Genomic DNA, 16,473 nt, shown 5'->3' with positions numbered 1-16,473 from the left:
ACCTTTTAGTACGATTTGGAGTTAACGCTTGTCTACGCTCACCAAGATGCCGGACTCTGCCCAAGATACCGATCTCGTCCCGGTAGAAACAGTGCCGCTGGTGGTTGATTTGGACGGGACATTTTCCCGGTCCGATACCCTGCACGAGGCGCTTTTATCGCTGGTCGCCAAGCAACCCAACAAGCTGCCGGAAATTGCTGGCTGGCTCGGGAGCGGCAAGGCCGTTTTCAAGGATAAAGTCGCGGAGGAGGCGCTGGTCGACGCTTCAATCCTGCCGCTGAACCAAGACGTCGTGGATTACGTGGCTGATGCGCGCGCGCAGGGGCGTAAAGTATTGCTGGTCTCCGCGTCGAACCAACGCCAGGTGACCGCAGTCGCCGATGCCGCAGATATGTTCGATGAAGCAGTGGGGTCTGGTCCTGACCGCAACCTGGCGGGGTCCAACAAGGCCGACTGGCTGGTCGAGCGTTTTGGCGAAAACGGTTTTGACTATGTGGGTGACTCATCTGCCGACTTAAAGGTTTGGCCAAGGGCGCGACGCGCCATCAGCGTTGGCGCCAACTCGACGATGCAGCGTCAAGTCGATGCGATTGATCCCGAGGCAGTCCACCTCTCTCCACCAACATCCCTGGCCAATCGCGTGAAGGTTCACCTCAAGGCGATGCGTCCACATCAATGGTTGAAAAACCTGCTGGTGCTGGTCCCGGCGTTCGCCGCCCATGATCTGTCAGCGGTCGGCCCATCCCTGGTGGCATTCGTCGCGTTCTGCATGGCGGCCTCGTGCATCTACCTGATCAATGACATGCTGGATCTGGAGGTAGACCGCAGGCATCCCCGCAAGCGCAACAGGCCGTTTGCAGCTGGCACCATTCCCGTGGCTCAGGGGGCCGTTCTAGCTGCTGGGCTCTTTGTGGGCTCCTTCCTGATTGCCACGCTAACCTCGTGGCTCTTCGTCGGGGTTTTGGCAGGCTACATCGTGTTGACCTCTGCCTATTCGCTGGTGCTCAAACGCAAGCTCATGGTCGATATCTGGATGCTCGGCGCGCTCTATACACTGCGGATCATCGCCGGTGGAGCAGCCAGCGGCGTGCCACTTTCCGAATGGCTTCTGGCGTTTTCAATGTTTCTCTTCCTGTCGCTGGCAGCCGTCAAACGGCAATCAGAATTGGCTGACCTGGCCAAGCGCGGCATGACTGAGACCGATGGACGGGGCTACCGCGTCTCGGACCAGCCGGTTATTCTGGGGGTCGTTCTGGCGGCGGGCTATTGCTCCGTTCTGGTTCTGGCACTTTACATATCCGGCACGTCTGTACGGGGGCTTTACGGTGAGCCCGGCCTGTTGTGGTTGGTTTGCCCGCTATTGCTGTACTGGATCAGCCGCGCCACGATGATCTCATACCGCGGGGAAATGGATGACGATCCAATCGTCTTTGCGATCAAGGACAGGGTCAGTCAGTTGATCTTCCTCACCTGTGCCGGCCTGTTCGTGACGAGCGCCGTGCTGTGAGCAAAAGCCAACTCGTCTTGCGCTATGTGGTGTTTGCGCTGATCTCCACCAGCGTGATCCTGGGCAGCCAGCGTCTTTTGCTACTGATCTACAGCGGATGGGGCGCGGTGGAGCTTGCTTTGGTCATCAGCACCGCGGCTGGGCTATTGGTCAAATATCTGCTCGATAAGCGCTGGGTCTTTGCCGATGACCGCACATCCGTGGCCGATCATACGCGACAGTTTTCGCTGTACGCCCTGATGGGCGTGTTTCCAACGTTAATTTTGTGGGGCGTTCAGTATATGTTCTGGCTGATATGGGCCACGCCTAACATGTTAACCATCGGAGGTGTGGTCGGGCTGGCCATTGGATATGTGACGAAATACCAATTGGATAAGCGTTTTGTTTTCAACACCCAGTCGGGCCAGTCGGTCAGACCCAATTGATCGGCCCCAGCGGAGGTAACGATGATACCACAGTTTACGGTGACCGATTTCTTTCTGGCCGTTGTGACAACTTTACTTGGTGCAGCGCTATCCTATGCGTTAGTCCAGGGCATCCCGCTGATCGGAATTGATGACGCTGCAATCACCCGATCCTATGCTGAAAACGTTGCGAATGGTCATGGCTACGTGTACAATGTTGGGGGGGAGCGGGTTGAAGGATCAACCGCACTTCTCTGGGTTGGTCTTCTGACAATCATATATTCGGCGTTTCCCGATCCCGAACTGCCTATCCTGGCACTGTCAGCGGGGATCACGGTATTTTCGATATATCTATCGCTGCGCATGGTGCGGTGGTTCAGCTACTGGTTGCAATGCGATGTGAAGGTAGCTGTCGGTGCCTTGGTCGTGTTCTTGATCGCCAGTCCAGGCTATTTCCTATGGTCCGTCTGGACGATGATGGAACTGGCGATCTGGTCGATGCTGCTGTTATGGCTGACGTTGATGCTGGTGAAACTGGTGGAAGTCGAAGCTGGCATTCTGACCCGCATCGGCATTGTGCTGGCGGCTCTGATCCTGCCAACCGTGCGACCGGAAGGCATTGCAGTGGCGCTTGGGCTTATCATCCTGGCAGGCGTTTTACGGGTCACAGCCTGGCGCACGTGCCTTGCCTCAGGAGCGGCAGCGATTGCCGTTTTCCTGGCCATCACGACCTTCCGATTGTCCTATTTCGGCTGGCCGGTGCCAAACACGTTCTATGCGAAGGTCTCGTCAGATACGATCCAGGGCATAAAAGATGGTCTGAAATACCTGCTGGATTTCCTGCAAAACTCGCCCATGGCGGATCTGTTTTTGGTCGTCTGGGCGGCGTTGGTGTTGTTTGCCATCCTGCGGCTTCGTCAGGACATGCCCGGCACACGGGCCCTGCTGATAGCAGGTGCCACGATATTTGGCATACTGGCCGTCTATGCAGGCCTTGGCGGCGATCACTTTGCGCTGTGGCGGTTCTATCAGCCCATTGCACCGCTTTTCCCGGTTGCCGCCGCCTTAGCCGTCGCTTTGGGCGTGACCTCCGTATCGGAATGGCAGCGCGGCTATGGAACGAGCCTTAGCCTCTCGGCGCTTGCCGCCGCAATGGTTCTCTCAGGGCTGGGGTGGATGCACTATTATCAAGCTCGGTTCGACGTTCAGAAAGAATTTACCCTGGTCGAACGGGGTCTGGGCTTTGGAAACTATCTCAACCGGGCGGAGCCGTTGCCCACGATCGGGATTGGGCCCGCCGGGGGGATCGCGCTCGCCTATGAAGGGGAAATCCTTGATCTCTTGGGTCTCAATTGGGTCGAAATGGCCCATGCCAATCCGGTCAAGGTCGGCCTGCGCAACCATGCGAGTTTTGATCGCCCAACGTTCTGGAAACACAAACCGGACATGCTGGCCGCCTTCAATCGAAGATGCGGGGATGGGGATGGGCTGCAGTTCTGGTCCACGGATGATGCAGCTTTCGATGGCTTATTCACCGACGAACAGTTCCGCGAGACGTATCAACCAGTTGTCTTTCGCGAGGGAGAAGACTGCTGGCCCGCATTCGCGCTGCCGGACTGGTTGGACACTGCGAAGGTTGAGGGGATGCGCGTGCTGGAATGGGATGAGGTCACGATTCTGAAGTGACCACCCGGCGAGCACCGCCATCAGGCTTTGTCAGATCATCAGATCCTCGGCTTTCCATCAATCACACCGGATGGTCGCGACGCGGCACCCCACGCCCGACAGTAACTTCAATAATCTAGCAAAAGATACCGGAAGAGGCGCTCCCCACCTTCTTGGATCGATATCCAGAATGGCACCAATCATCCCAGGTCTGGGAAATAAAAACAGCCAAGTGATACGGCGCATCCGCATATCACGGATGCGCCAGTTTTGTCATCAGATGCAGTCGAGGTCATCGTAATAGGCTGCGATAATGAATGGCTGCTCAAAGCCGCGACCATCGGATTGAGCATCGGGATTGACGATGATCCCAACAACATCGCCAGGCCCTGCTTCAAAGCCTTCGCCATTGGCCAATGCCAGTTCCTGGATCGCTTGGGCATCGTCGTCGTCACCGGCTCCATCCGCCAGGAAAAGCCCATCGTCAAATCCGGCATCTTCAAGCGACTGACCATCCGTTAGGGACCAGATTGCCGCCTGCACTTCACCATCGGTGTAACCCTGGCTGGTGAAGTCCTGGTTCAAGATCCAGGTGATCATGTCCAGATTTTCAGCCGCGGTTTCACCGTTGATCCCGATCGTCTCCAGCTCACCGTCGGGCAGATCGCCAACGCCTGCGACATGAAGGTTGCCGGTCAGACCGGGGGCAAGCTCGATCAATTCATCCGCGTTGCCGGACAGAACAGCATCATTGAATTGCAGGCCATATGCCTCGGTATAGACCGTATCCAAACGATCATCACCCGTAGTCAGCTTCATGGTGAACGCTTCATCAGGCGAACCGCCCGGACCACTTTCATCAACCACCTGAAACTGGATCGTGCCTTGGGGCAGACTCACGGCCACCTCGCCCAGCGTCTCCGCCACACCTTTGTAGGTGATGGAGATATCGGCAACAGCAGATCCACCTTGCTGGTTTTGCACCGTGTAGGTGTAGGACACGTCTTGTTCTTCACCAATGTCCAGCGCCACAAAAGAAGCCGTCGCATCGACCGTGAAGGTGCCGTCATCCTCCAGCGTGAAGATGACACCATCGATGTCTAAAGGCTCACCGACAAAAACATCGATACCATTCAACTGCGTGACCGTCAGACCGCCGCCGCTGAACTCGGTGTCATTCTCCAGAACATCCAAGACAAACGTCTCTTTCGCGCATACGACCGCGATATCGTCCTTGGGATCGGGTACATCGGCTTCGACGATCACGCCGGCATCGATATCCAGCTCCTCTTCCCCGGCCGAGAGTTGGATAACCTCGGTAAAGCCGGTCAGAACATCGGCATCGCTGTCATTGTTGACCTCATCATCTGCCGCAGTCCCCGGTGTGGTAAAGGTCAGATCCTGCCCAGCGGGATTAACGAACTGGACCCGGTAGTCACCAGCAGCCAAGCCGGTGAAAAGATATGCTCCGTCAAAGAACGTCGTCTGCGAAGCAATGAGCGCATCGTCATCCGTTCCAAAAAGACCGTCCCCTCCTGCTTGGAACAGGTTTACGGTGACAAAGGCCATGGCCGTGTCCGGCCCGTCGAACACCCCATTTCCATTTTCATCAAAGAACACAAAGTCACCAATGCTTGCAGTGACGGGGTCAATGATGTCTTCCTCAGCGACACCAGCATCAATATTGGCCGTTTCCTCACCTGAAACGACACTGATCATGCCAGTCTGGCCGGTCGCATCGACATCACTGTCGATCGCATCATCCCCACCCACATCTTGGGCGACAAAGTCGTTGCCCGTCGGATTGCCGAATTGGACGACATAATCGTCACCCGGTTCAAGGTCGTCAAAACGATAGGTGCCATCCGTGTTGGTCGTGGTTTGACCGACGGTCATACCGTTCTTCAGCAAGGTCACAACAGCGCCGCTCACACCGGTATCTCCGTCGGTTTCGGTGTCCGACAAATCGATATCATTGAAGAAGCGACCCGATAGCGACCCGGTGGGGACAGGCAGAACCTCGTACCCGACATCGACATCGGTGATCGCCTCGCCAGGGCCAACCGTGATGGTGGTTGTGGCGCCCGTATCTTCGGCAGCGTCACTATCACTTTCATCCGGTCCGACATTGGCCTCCACAAGCTGGAACCCGTCAACATCGGTGGGAAAGACAACCGTATAGTCACCTGCGGGAAGATCCGTGAAGCTATAGACGCCATCCTCGCCGGTCGTTGTCGTTGCAACCTCAGTGCCGCCATCATCCAGCAGAATGACCGTCAGCCCGACCAGACCCGCTTCATCACCGTTGTTGTTGTCTTGACTGTCATCGTCGCTGTCGATGAAGGCGCGGCTGATGATCGACCCGGTTTGCGGATCTGCGACACCTGCATCCACATCCGTTGTTGCCTGACCAACCAAAACTGTGATCGCTCCGGTCGCGCCATTTACATCAACATCACTGTCGATTGCATCATCAGCACCGACATCCTGCGCCACGAAAACCAGATCGGTCGGGTTGTCGAACTCAACCGTGTAATCCGTGCCCGCGGCCAGACCGGTGAAATCATAGTTGCCATCCGCATCGGTCATCGTCTCCGCAATGAAAACCCCGGCCTTGAAGAGCGAGACTGTGGCATTGCCCACCGCTGTATCACCATCGGTGTCTGTATCCGTGCGATCATTGTCTTGAAAGAACCGTCCTGACAGCGACGCCGCGTTCAGATCTTCAATCCCGGCATCAACATCGGTGACGGCTTCATTAACACCAACCAAAACACGGATCGTTGTGCCGATACCATTCGGGAAAACCTGAGTCACATCGGAATCGACCGTATCGTCATCGCCCACATTGGCGTCGACAAAGACCTTTTGCTCATCGTCGTTCAGGAACCGCACATTGTATGCGCCGCTGTTAAGGTTCTCGAAAATGTAGTTGCCGTTCTCATCCGTAGTGGTGGATTTGATCGCACGTCCGTTCTGGACCAACAGAACTGTGCCCCCAACGACCGGCAGGTCTGCCGCATCCTGAATGGAGTTATCGTTCATATCCATGAAATAGGTGCCGCCAAGGGAGGCATTGCCAGGATCAAAGATACCCGCATCGACATCCGCGGTCTCCTGCCCTGCCACAACGGTGATAGGTCCGGTGAAGCCGGTCGCGTCAACGTCGCTGTCGATGCTGTCGTCACCCCCGAAATCCTGAGTGACAAACAGCTTGTCGGTCGGGTTCTGGAATTCGACGACGTAGTTGCCGCCAGGTTCCAGGCCATCGAACCGATAATTGCCATCGGCATCGGTGGAGGCTTCCGCGATCACAACGCCATCCTGCAGCAAAATTATATCGGCAGAGACGAGCGGCATATCACCGTCAGTTTCCGTATTGCTTCGATCCGCATCCATGAAGAACCGGCCCGAAATGGCGCCTGGCGCTGGCGGCAGCGCCTCGTAACCCACATCGACATCCGTGACAGCTTCGCCAACGCCGATTGTGATGGTGGTCGTAGCACCGGTATCCTCGGCGGCATCACTGTCGCTTTCATCGGGTCCAACATTGGCCTCGACCAATTTCAGACCATCCACTTCGGTTGGAAAGACGACGGTGTAATCACCTGCAGGCAGGCCAGTGAAGCTATACACGCCGTTCTCACCAGTGGTTGTCGTGGCGACCTCATTTCCATTGGCGTCGATCAGGACAACCGATACGCCGACCAATCCCTCTTCATCGCCGTTGTTGTTGTCCTGGCTATCATCATCGCTGTCGATAAAGGCCCGACTGGTGATGGAGCCTGTCTGCGGATCCACCGGCGGCTCATGGTCAAAACACAGATCATCCACAGCACCGGAACCGGGCAGGTTCACCAGCATCAGCGCCACGCCATCGGCATCCAGGGTCACATCGGACTGGCCATTGTCGCCCGTAGCAGGGATCGGAACCGACTTGATCAAGCCACCATCAGCATCGAACAGATCGATGGTGCCGGTCGTTTCCTCGGTATCCAGCACCTTGATGGAGGTCACCTTCGACGGATTGTCGAAATCAAAGCGGATCACACCACCAGAGGCATTGTCATCGGGATCAGAACTGTCACCATCTTCCGAGATGATGATGACCTTGCCGACACCGGTATAGGACAGATCGTTGTCACCGCCGGTGGGGTTGTCGGTGTCAAAGATCATGGCATCGTTGGCAGAGTTGGGGCCATCACCCGCACGCTGAGCAGTGATGGTAACACCTTCGATCTGCTCATTCACAATTGTACCGGTTGCCAGATCGTTGAAATCGGTCTTGTCGTCATCACATCCGTCATCCGTCGGCGGCGTGATCGGAGTGCCAGGCACGAATTGGATGTCATCGACGGCACCTGAGCCATTCAGTTCAACTTCCATGCGCGAGACATCATCTGTCTGGATCAGGACTTGTTGAACGGCGCCATCCGCCACTTCGGGAATGGTCACAGTTTTGATCAGCGCGCCATTTGCGTCGAACAAGCGAACCTCGCCACCCTTTTCGGTGTCCAGGATTTTCAGGTCGAACACTTCTGATGGGCTGTCAAAGTCAAACACCAGGGTGCCACCATTGGCATCATCATCGGGGTCACTGCTATCCCCGTCTTCTGAGATAATCAGGACATTACCCAGATCCGAGGTCGCGAGGTCGTTATCACCCCCGGTCGGATTGGCGGTGTCAAAGACCATCGCCTCCCCGGTGGCCTGACCTTCCCCTTCAAAGATCAGTTGGTCGATCCGCATGTATTCACCGCCACTGCGGAATGAGACGATCTCCACCTCGGCACCTGCGGGGATTTCGACATCGCCAAAGCTGCGGGTCGAGAAACCACCGTTGTTGCTGCCGCCGCCGTTATTGTCCTGGTCCAGATCAAGGGTGGCGACAACGACACCATCAACCTTCAACTGGATGGTGCCTTGGCCGTCGGTTTCGTCTTGTACGCGGATCTTGACCTCATAGGTGCCGGCACTGCCGTTAAAGTCGGTGGCCAAGCTACCTTCCGAGCCAGAGATCTTGACCAGTTTCCCACCAGACGCCTGGGAGCCGTTGACGATGTTGTACCCGTCGCGGTCCATATGTTCGGCCTCGACCGTCTGCTGGTTGGCAGTGTTCTTTAGTGCAGAGATCGTGACCCCGTCATAGGCGGTGCCTAGGACAGTTCCCGCAGCCAGCCCTTCAAAATCGACCGTCACCATATCGGGATCATCGAATTCAACAAAGTCCGACATGGCGGGCGCGGTATCTGCGCTCAGCGCACTATAAGAGACGTCACGCTGGTCATGGCTGTTGATGACACGCAGTTGTGCCCCAGCAGGGGGCACGTCCCCGATGAACGAGAAAAGTTCAACGTTGGAACCCTCCTGCTCAATCTCGACCATGCGGTAGGTGTTGCCATGCTCGTCCCGGACCTTCCAATTGGCCTCGACATAGATCTGACCGCCATTCCCAATCGCTGCCGCCTCTTGACCATTATTATCGTCCGAGCGCTCGTTGCGCTTCTTATCCCCGGCGAGCTTGTCGTCATTATCCACGACAACAACCGACATTTCAGCGCCCGCGGGCATGGTGAATGTATCGCCGTTGCTGACATAGCCATTCAGGCCAGCATCTCTCAGGTCGTTCAGATCAATTGCAGTAAATGAATATGTAGTATCGGTCATGCGATCCTCGTTTCACAAATTTAAATCGTATCGACGCACGGACGGAGGGCCGCCCGCGCAAAATAGGCTGCGTCACAATTTGGTTAGGGACCGGAGAATGAGGCGGTCAAGCAATTTGAGCATAATTTTGCCGACCTTCACAATAATGCCTTGAAGTCTTTAATTTAAGGCGAGGCCGGACATCAACTTGCCGTATTTGCGCCCCATTTAATCAACTTAAGGTTGATTTATTTTTGCATTTCGAAACAGTTTATTCTCGCGGCACAGGTAATCCTTGATGACACTTTTTCGACAGCGAATCTCAATGTATTACCATTAAATATTTGATAATATTATATAATTTTTTTAAGCCTCAATGCCAATGATAACCGCTCCTAATATGAAAATTGGTTTCCACGGTTGATACAATGCCGCAGCTGCGACGGGATATAGTCAACTTTTGGGCAACCATGTTTTTGTATGGAATAACCTATGACCCACGATCAAAAACATCCCATAGATCGTCGTTCACCTGCGTTACAAGCCATGCACCGATATCTTGATTTGACAGGTCAGATCGATCCAAGACTAGTCTGGTTTGCAGATCTCGGACATCGCAGCGAGGAACGTCCGAACCTCTTGCCGGGTATTGTAGTGGCACAGCGAAACACGCACAGCAGCGGTCAGGCCAAGCGGTTTGAGGACATTTCCTGAATAATGATCTGACTTGCGGACATGCGTCCGGATGCCCTGATCGGACAATGCACCAACTATATCGGCGGCCGCCAAATGATCGACCGCCAAAGATACCAGGCCCTCGCGGCGGGGATTATCAACACCCCCAATAATCTGGACATTCGGCAGATCTGCCAATCCCACCAGGTTCCCCTCGCCATGCAGCATGATGTCGGTCAGCCTGGCTTCATGGGCATGAATAGCCTGCGCTGCCGCCTCGATCCGTGACCGACGATCTATGGTGTCGGTGAATTGCGCACCAAGCCATTCCAGATAACGCACGACCTCCGAAAACGTGGCATAGGCGCCGGTATCTCGTGTCCCAAGCTCCCAATTGTCCTCCGGCCCGCCCTCCAGACCGTCATGGGGGAGGGCCGCCAAACGATCACTGATCCAAGCGACGCCATAGCCGTGGCGCGAAAACATCTTGTAAGGGGAGATCGCATAACCGTCGATGCCATAACTGTCCAGGTCCAGCGCCCCATGCGCCGCGTGCTGGATCCCGTCCACAATGATAAGGCAGTCCGCTGCCACGGCCCGAATTGCCCTGGCAATGGCCGCCACATCCACCGACATCCCTGTCACGGGTGAAGTATGCAGGATCGTGGCAACCCGTGTCTCTGCCGTGACATAAGCTGCATAGGCGCTCGCCTCAACCGAGCCCGTGGCATCATCATGGGGCACCGAGATATACGGCTTACCCGCGATCTTGGCCCACCGCTTGGCAGCCGAGCGTGAGGCTGGATGCTCCAGCGTACTGCCGACCACCGTCCCGGCAGGTGTCCCAAGACAGGCATTCATGATCATGCGAAACAGCAGTTCCGTTCCGCTTTCACCGACAAAGATCTGGCCAGCATCTGCGTTCAGGACCACGCGCGCATCCGCCTTTGCCTTGCTAATTGCGGCGACCAATGCGTGGCTCATGGGGTTGTCGCGCCCCTGGTTATCAGGGATCGCAGCATAACGGACCGATGCATCCACCACTGATTTCAGCGTTAGCGCCCCGCCAGCATTTTCGAAAAAAATCCGTGGGCCCTGCTCCGGGCAATGATCGACATGGGCAAACCGGTCGCGGATCGCCTCGATCAGATCGGTGTCGAACATGGGGCTACTCCGGTGCGTTTTCGTGTTGGTCGATCAGGATCTGGTTGCCGTCAGGATCCACCACAACGAAATGGGTGGGAGCGGTGCCTTCCTTCGCACGGATGAAAATCTCAATCCCCTGTGATTCCAAGCGGGCCTGCAACCGCCGAACATCCTCAAAGGTTTCCATCGCTTGCGCCTCAGGCGTCCAGCCCGGATTAAAGGTCAGGCAATTTTCGGGAAGGTGGCCCTGAAACAGCCCCAAGGTACAGCCCCCATTGCGCAGGATGAGCCAACCCTGATCAGCACTGCCTCCGGCCAAACCAAACCCCAACTTTTCATAGAACGCACGGGATGCATCCAGATCAGACACATTCAGGCTCAATGAAAAGGCCCCCAGATCCATATTCGTCATGGTCAGTTCCCCGCACTTTCCATTTTGCGATGGGCCATGACGTTTTCCAGCCATCCCATCTTCATCTCTGGCACCGAACTCAACAACAGGTCGGTGTAATCGTCAAAGGGTGGGCGTAAAACCTGTGCTTTAGGGCCATATCGTGCCAATTTGCCCAGATGCATCACTGCAATACTGTCGGCAATGGCCTTCACCGTGGCCAGGTCATGGGTGATGAGCAGATAGGCGACCTCCTCGATCCGCTGCAGGTCCAGCAGCAATTTCAGAATGCCATCGGCCACCAGCGGGTCAAGGGCGCTGGTCACCTCGTCGCAAATGATGATCTTGGGCTTGGCGGCCAGGGCCCGCGCGATGCAGACCCGCTGCTTTTGGCCGCCCGACAGCTCTGCCGGGTAGCGTTGGGCCATCGCGGCGGGCATCTCGATCTCGTCCAGCAATGCCGCCACCCGACGGTCACGCTCTGCCCCATTGATGCCGAAATAAAACTCAAGGGGGCGTCCAATGATCGTGCCAACGGACTGGCGCGGGTTCATCGCCGTATCAGCCATCTGGTAGATCATCTGGATCTCGCGCAGATCCTCACGCGGCCGGTCTTTCAAGGCTGGTGTCAGCCTGCGGCCCTGAAACCGGATCTCACCGAATGCGGGTGGCAACAACCCGGTGATCACGCGCGCGAGGGTCGACTTGCCCGACCCGCTTTCGCCCACCACGGCGAGGGTCTGGCTGGCATGCAACTCAACCGAGACATCGTCCAGAACCGTCGCCCCAGTCCCGTAGGCCGCCGTGATATTCTGAACACGCAGTATCGGGTCCTGACCCGGCGCCTGTTCCGGATGATCAATCGATCGAACCGAGACCAGCGCCTGCGTATATTCTTTGCGCGGCGCGGTGATGATCTGTTCGGCCGTACCATGCTCCACCATCTGACCGTGGCGCAGCACCATGATCTCGTCCGAGACCTGGGCAACCACGGCCAGATCATGCGTGATGTAAAGTGCGGCAACCCCCGTCACCCGGATCGCATTCTTGATGGCTGCCAGCACGTCGATCTGCGTCGTGACATCCAGCGCAGTGGTCGGCTCGTCAAAAACAATCAGGTCAGGTTGTGAACAAAGTGCCATCGCTGTCATCACCCGCTGCAATTGCCCGCCCGAGACTTGGTGCGGGTAACGCTTCCCGATGTTCTCAGGGTCCGGCAGGCTGAGTGCGCGGAACAGATCGATCGCCCGGGCCTCGGCCTCGGCCCGGTTGGCCAATCCGTGCAGCACGGTCGCTTCCACCACCTGGTCGATCAACCGATGGGCCGGGTTGAACGCCGCCGCTGCCGATTGCGAGACATAGCAGACCTCGCGCCCGCGCAGCCCCATCAATCCGCGGCGCCCTTCCTTCAGGATGTCGCGCCCGTTCAGCAGAACCTCACCGCCCGTAATCTCGACCCCGCCCCGACCATAGGCCATTGACGCCAGACCAATGGTTGACTTCCCGGCCCCGCTTTCCCCGATCAGGCCCAGGACACGGCCCTTGGCCAAGCTTGCACTAATCCCGTCCACAATGGTCAGATCGCGCGGCGACTCCCCCGGCTGCCGCACGGTGACACCGATCTTCAGGTCGCGAAATTCCAGCAGATCAGCCATCGCTCCGCCCCCCTTTCAAATCGGTGGTGCGGTTCAAGACCCAATCCGCCACCAGATTGACCGAGATTGCCAGCAGCGCAATCGCCCCAGCCGGGATCAACGCGGCCGGGATACCAAAGACGATGCCGTCCTTGTTCTCCTTCACCATCCCGCCCCAATCGGCTTGCGGCGGCTGGATACCAAGACCCAGAAACGACAGGGCCGAGAGGAACAGCACCATGAATATGAAACGCAACCCCAGTTCCGCAACCAGGGTGGCAAGCGCATTGGGCAGGATCTCCCGGCTGATGATCCACCACCGACCTTCGCCGCGCAGCCTTGCCGCCTCAACGAACTCCATCACGTTCACATCCACACCCACCGCGCGCGACAGGCGGTAGACCCGTGTTGAATCCAGAATGCCCATGACCAAAACCAAGGTCAGCACGGTCGAGGGCAGTACTGACAGCACCACAAGCGCGAAAATCAGCGTCGGGATGGACATCAGCAGATCCACGCCCCGTGACATCATTTGATCCACCCAACCGCCGATGACCGCCGCGGTCATGCCCAGGATTGCCCCCAATGAGAATGACACCGCCGTCGCAAGAGCTGCGATGGCAAGCGTGGTCTGTGCGCCAAAAATCATGCGGCTCAGCAGATCGCGGCCCAGGTTATCGGTGCCCAGCCAATGAGCGGCACTGAAAGGTTCCCACACCTCTCCCACGACCTCGCTCAGCCCGTAGGGCGCGATCAGTTGCGCGAAGAGGGCTGCAAAAACGAACACTGAGGTTGAGCCAAGGCCAATCCAGGCGCTAACGGGAATGCGGCTCATTTCGGATGCCTCAAACGCGGGTTGGTCAGGATCGCCACGACATCCGCGACCAGGTTCAGCCCGATATAGATGGCCGCAAAGATCAGCCCGCAGGCCTGCACCACCGGCACATCACGCTTGCTCACATGATCGACCAGATATTGGCCCATGCCGGGATAGACAAAGATCACCTCAACCACCACGACGCCCACGACCAGATAGGCCATGTTCAGCATGACCACATTCACGATGGGGGCGATGGCATTCGGGAACGCATGTTTCCAGATCACGCGAAACCCGCTCAGGCCCTTTAGCTCCGCCGTCTCGATATAGGCCGATTGCATGACGTTGAGGATCGCCGCCCGCGTCATCCGCATCATATGCGCCAGCACGACCAGAGTCAGGGTCAGCGCCGGCAGGATCACCACATTCAACCGCCGGCCAAATGTCATGCTGTCGTAAACCGTGGCGACGGATGGGAACCACCCAAGGTTCACCGCAAAGACAAGGATCAGCAGGTAGCCAATGAAAAACTCCGGTAACGAGATCGAGGCCAAGGTCGTGGCGGAAATCATCTTATCCGGCCATCGGTTGCGATAGCGGACAGCGACCAGCCCCAGCAAGATCGCCAGCGGGATCGAGATCACGGCCGCAACCGAGGCCAGAAAGAGCGTGTTGTAAAGCCGCTTTGCAACCGCATCCGCGATATCGGCGCGGCTGGACAAAGCTGTACCCAAATCACCGGTCAGCACGCCCCCCAGCCATTCGAAATACCGGATCACAGCGGGCCGATCTAACCCCATCTCGGCCCGCAAATTCGCCAGCGCCTCGGGCGTGGCCGACTGGCCCAGTACCGACTGCGCCACATCGCCAGGCAGGATCTGCGTACCCGCAAAAATCAAGGCCGAGACGGCCAACAACAGCAGCAGGCCCAGCGTCAGCCGCTGGGCCACCAATTTCAGTGCAAGACGCACCGGATCAAGCTTCGGTCAGCCAGGTCTTGATCGGCGCGTAGGAGTTCATCATGCCGCCATTGGAATCCTCGGCCCAACCGCCGACCTTGTCTGACACACCTTCGATGAAGTTGTTGAACATCGGCAGGATCAGCCCGCCTTCATTGTGCAGGATTGTGCCCATATCGGCATAGATCGCCGTGCGTTTGGCATTGTCCAACTCGGCGCGGGCCGCAAACAACATCTGGTCGAACTGCTCGTTAAAGAACCGCGTGTCGTTCCAGTCGGCCGTTGACAGATACGCCGTTGAGAACATCGAATCCTGCGTTGGACGCCCGCCCCAATAGCTGGTGCAGAAGGGTTGCTTGTTCCAAACCTCGGACCAATAGCCGTCATTCGGCTCGCGCTTGATCTCAAGCGTGATGCCCGCCGCAGCCGCGCTTTGCTGAAAGAGCTGGCTGGCATCTACCGCCCCGGGGAACGAGTTCTCGGACGTCCGCAGCAGAACCGGCCCGTCATGGCCAGATGCCTTAAAGTGGAACGCGGCCTTTTCAGGGTCGTAACTGCGCTGTTCCATTTCGGTATAAAGCGGATAGGCCGCGTTGATCGGCGTATCATTCCCGATCGTGCCGTTACCGAACAGGATCTTTTCGACCATCTCCTCCCGGTTCATCGCGTATTTCAGTGCCAGGCGCAGATCCGCATTATCGAATGGCGCGGTATTGGCATGCATGATGAACACGTAATGCCCCTTGCCCGCGATGGATTTCACCTCGACCGAGGGCATCCGGCCGACCAGGCTGGCAACCTTTGGCGGCACCCGGTTGATCATGTGGACCTGCCCCGATTGCAAGGCCGCCACACGCGCCGTGTCATCATTGATGACGATCAATTCCACGGTCGCGGCATGGCCTCGGCTTTCATCCCAGTGACCATCGAACTTTTCATAGACGTGCCGCACGCCTGCTTCGTTCGAGACCATCCTGTAGGGGCCCGTGCCAACGCCTGCGCCCGGATCGTCAAACCCGCCATCGGGCTGGATCACCAGATGATAGTCGCTGATCAGGTAGGGCAGATCGGCATTAGGCTGGTCCAGCATAACGACGAACTTGTCACCGTCCACCGCCATCCCCTTGATCCCGCGCAAAATACCCAACGCGCCGGATTTGGTGTCTTCGTTCGTGTGACGCTCCATCGTGCGCATCACATCTCTGGGCGTCAGCTCAGCGCCGTTATGAAACTGCACACCTTTGCGGATCTTGAAGGTCCAGACGCTGGCATCAGCCGAGGCCTCGACCTCCTCTGCTAACCGGTTTTCGATCTCGCCGTTGGCATCGACCTCCACCAGCACGTCACCGAAGAGGCGCAAATTCATGATCGCAGTGTCATTCGCGGCCAGTGCCGGGTCCAGACTATCCGTGGAGGCACCACCCTGGATCCCAACCTTCAGCGTCCCACCTTTGACCGGCGCGGCATGGCCATCCGCCGCAGCTCGCTGCAGCAAACCACCCGCAAAGACAGCGCCAAATCCCAAAGCCGACGCGCGGCCCAGAAAATCACGGCGGCTCAACTTGCCGCTGACCGCTAGTTTACTCAGGTGTTTCAGTTTGTCAGACATCGTGTTCTCCCCATATGTCA

At 57.2% G+C, this 16,473-nt stretch carries 10 protein-coding genes; 3 read left to right on the top strand and 7 right to left on the bottom strand.

All coding sequences use genetic code 11. The features are described 5' to 3' along the window. The first annotated feature begins 28 nt into the window (after positions 1–28). The 3 genes from IU397_RS15935 to IU397_RS15925 are packed head-to-tail and all read left to right on the top strand — an operon-like array spanning position 29 to position 3,597. Positions 29–1,507, top strand: a complete 1,479-nt coding sequence (locus IU397_RS15935; protein ID WP_239479852.1) for a UbiA family prenyltransferase — start codon at positions 29–31, stop codon at positions 1,505–1,507. After that, the gene (locus tag IU397_RS15930; protein WP_204415658.1) at positions 1,504–1,932 is read left to right on the top strand and encodes a GtrA family protein; all 429 of its coding nucleotides are present in this window, start codon (positions 1,504–1,506) and stop codon (positions 1,930–1,932) included. The genes IU397_RS15935 and IU397_RS15930 overlap by 4 nt, the downstream gene beginning before the upstream one ends. 21 nt (positions 1,933–1,953) lie before the next feature. Further along, entirely contained in the window at positions 1,954–3,597 is a 1,644-nt protein-coding gene (locus IU397_RS15925; protein ID WP_204415657.1) for a hypothetical protein, read from the top strand. 255 nt (positions 3,598–3,852) lie between these two features. On the opposite strand, the gene IU397_RS15920 is transcribed toward IU397_RS15925, so the two are convergent. The 7 genes from IU397_RS15920 to IU397_RS15890 all read right to left on the bottom strand — a co-directional run bounded on the left by IU397_RS15920 (position 3,853) and on the right by IU397_RS15890 (position 16,453). After that, complete coding sequence (locus IU397_RS15920) at positions 3,853–9,243, bottom strand: SdrD B-like domain-containing protein (protein WP_204415656.1); 5,391 nt, start codon at positions 9,241–9,243, stop codon at positions 3,853–3,855. Between the two features lie 567 nt (positions 9,244–9,810). Continuing rightward, positions 9,811–11,061 (bottom strand): aminotransferase class V-fold PLP-dependent enzyme, encoded by a 1,251-nt coding sequence (locus tag IU397_RS15915; protein ID WP_204415655.1) that lies wholly within the window; start codon positions 11,059–11,061, stop codon positions 9,811–9,813. A 4-nt stretch (positions 11,062–11,065) separates the two neighbouring features. Next, positions 11,066–11,455 (bottom strand): VOC family protein, encoded by a 390-nt coding sequence (locus IU397_RS15910; protein ID WP_239479851.1) that lies wholly within the window; start codon positions 11,453–11,455, stop codon positions 11,066–11,068. 2 nt (positions 11,456–11,457) lie between these two features. Then, a complete protein-coding gene (locus IU397_RS15905; RefSeq protein ID WP_204415654.1) occupies positions 11,458–13,089 on the bottom strand; it encodes an ABC transporter ATP-binding protein in 1,632 nt (543 codons plus the stop codon). After that, entirely contained in the window at positions 13,082–13,903 is an 822-nt protein-coding gene (locus tag IU397_RS15900) for an ABC transporter permease (RefSeq protein WP_204415653.1), read from the bottom strand. Before IU397_RS15900 ends, IU397_RS15905 begins: the two co-directional genes overlap by 8 nt. Next, positions 13,900–14,856 (bottom strand): ABC transporter permease, encoded by a 957-nt coding sequence (locus IU397_RS15895; RefSeq protein WP_204415651.1) that lies wholly within the window; start codon positions 14,854–14,856, stop codon positions 13,900–13,902. The genes IU397_RS15900 and IU397_RS15895 overlap by 4 nt, the downstream gene beginning before the upstream one ends. Positions 14,857–14,860: 4 nt before the next feature. After that, the gene (locus IU397_RS15890) at positions 14,861–16,453 is read right to left on the bottom strand and encodes an ABC transporter substrate-binding protein (protein ID WP_204415649.1); all 1,593 of its coding nucleotides are present in this window, start codon (positions 16,451–16,453) and stop codon (positions 14,861–14,863) included. Positions 16,454–16,473: the final 20 nt, after the last annotated feature.

Source organism: Actibacterium sp. 188UL27-1 (genome assembly GCF_016901225.1).
Taxonomy (GTDB): Bacteria; Pseudomonadota; Alphaproteobacteria; order Rhodobacterales; family Rhodobacteraceae; genus 188UL27-1.
The sequence above is the reverse complement of the archived record's forward strand: the minus strand, read 5'-3'. Positions and strand labels throughout refer to the sequence as shown.

What these genes read in the sequence shown, in the direction of transcription:
- IU397_RS15925 (WP_204415657.1), top strand. Translation starts at nt 1,954, where the DNA reads ATGATACCACAGTTTACGGTGACCGATTTCTTTCTGGCCGTTGTGACA.
- IU397_RS15920 (WP_204415656.1), bottom strand. Translation starts at nt 9,243, where the DNA reads ATGACCGATACTACATATTCATTTACTGCAATTGATCTGAACGACCTG.
- IU397_RS15915 (WP_204415655.1), bottom strand. Translation starts at nt 11,061, where the DNA reads ATGTTCGACACCGATCTGATCGAGGCGATCCGCGACCGGTTTGCCCAT.
- IU397_RS15910 (WP_239479851.1), bottom strand. Translation starts at nt 11,455, where the DNA reads ATGACGAATATGGATCTGGGGGCCTTTTCATTGAGCCTGAATGTGTCT.
- IU397_RS15905 (WP_204415654.1), bottom strand. Translation starts at nt 13,089, where the DNA reads ATGGCTGATCTGCTGGAATTTCGCGACCTGAAGATCGGTGTCACCGTG.
- IU397_RS15900 (WP_204415653.1), bottom strand. Translation starts at nt 13,903, where the DNA reads ATGAGCCGCATTCCCGTTAGCGCCTGGATTGGCCTTGGCTCAACCTCA.
- IU397_RS15890 (WP_204415649.1), bottom strand. Translation starts at nt 16,453, where the DNA reads ATGTCTGACAAACTGAAACACCTGAGTAAACTAGCGGTCAGCGGCAAG.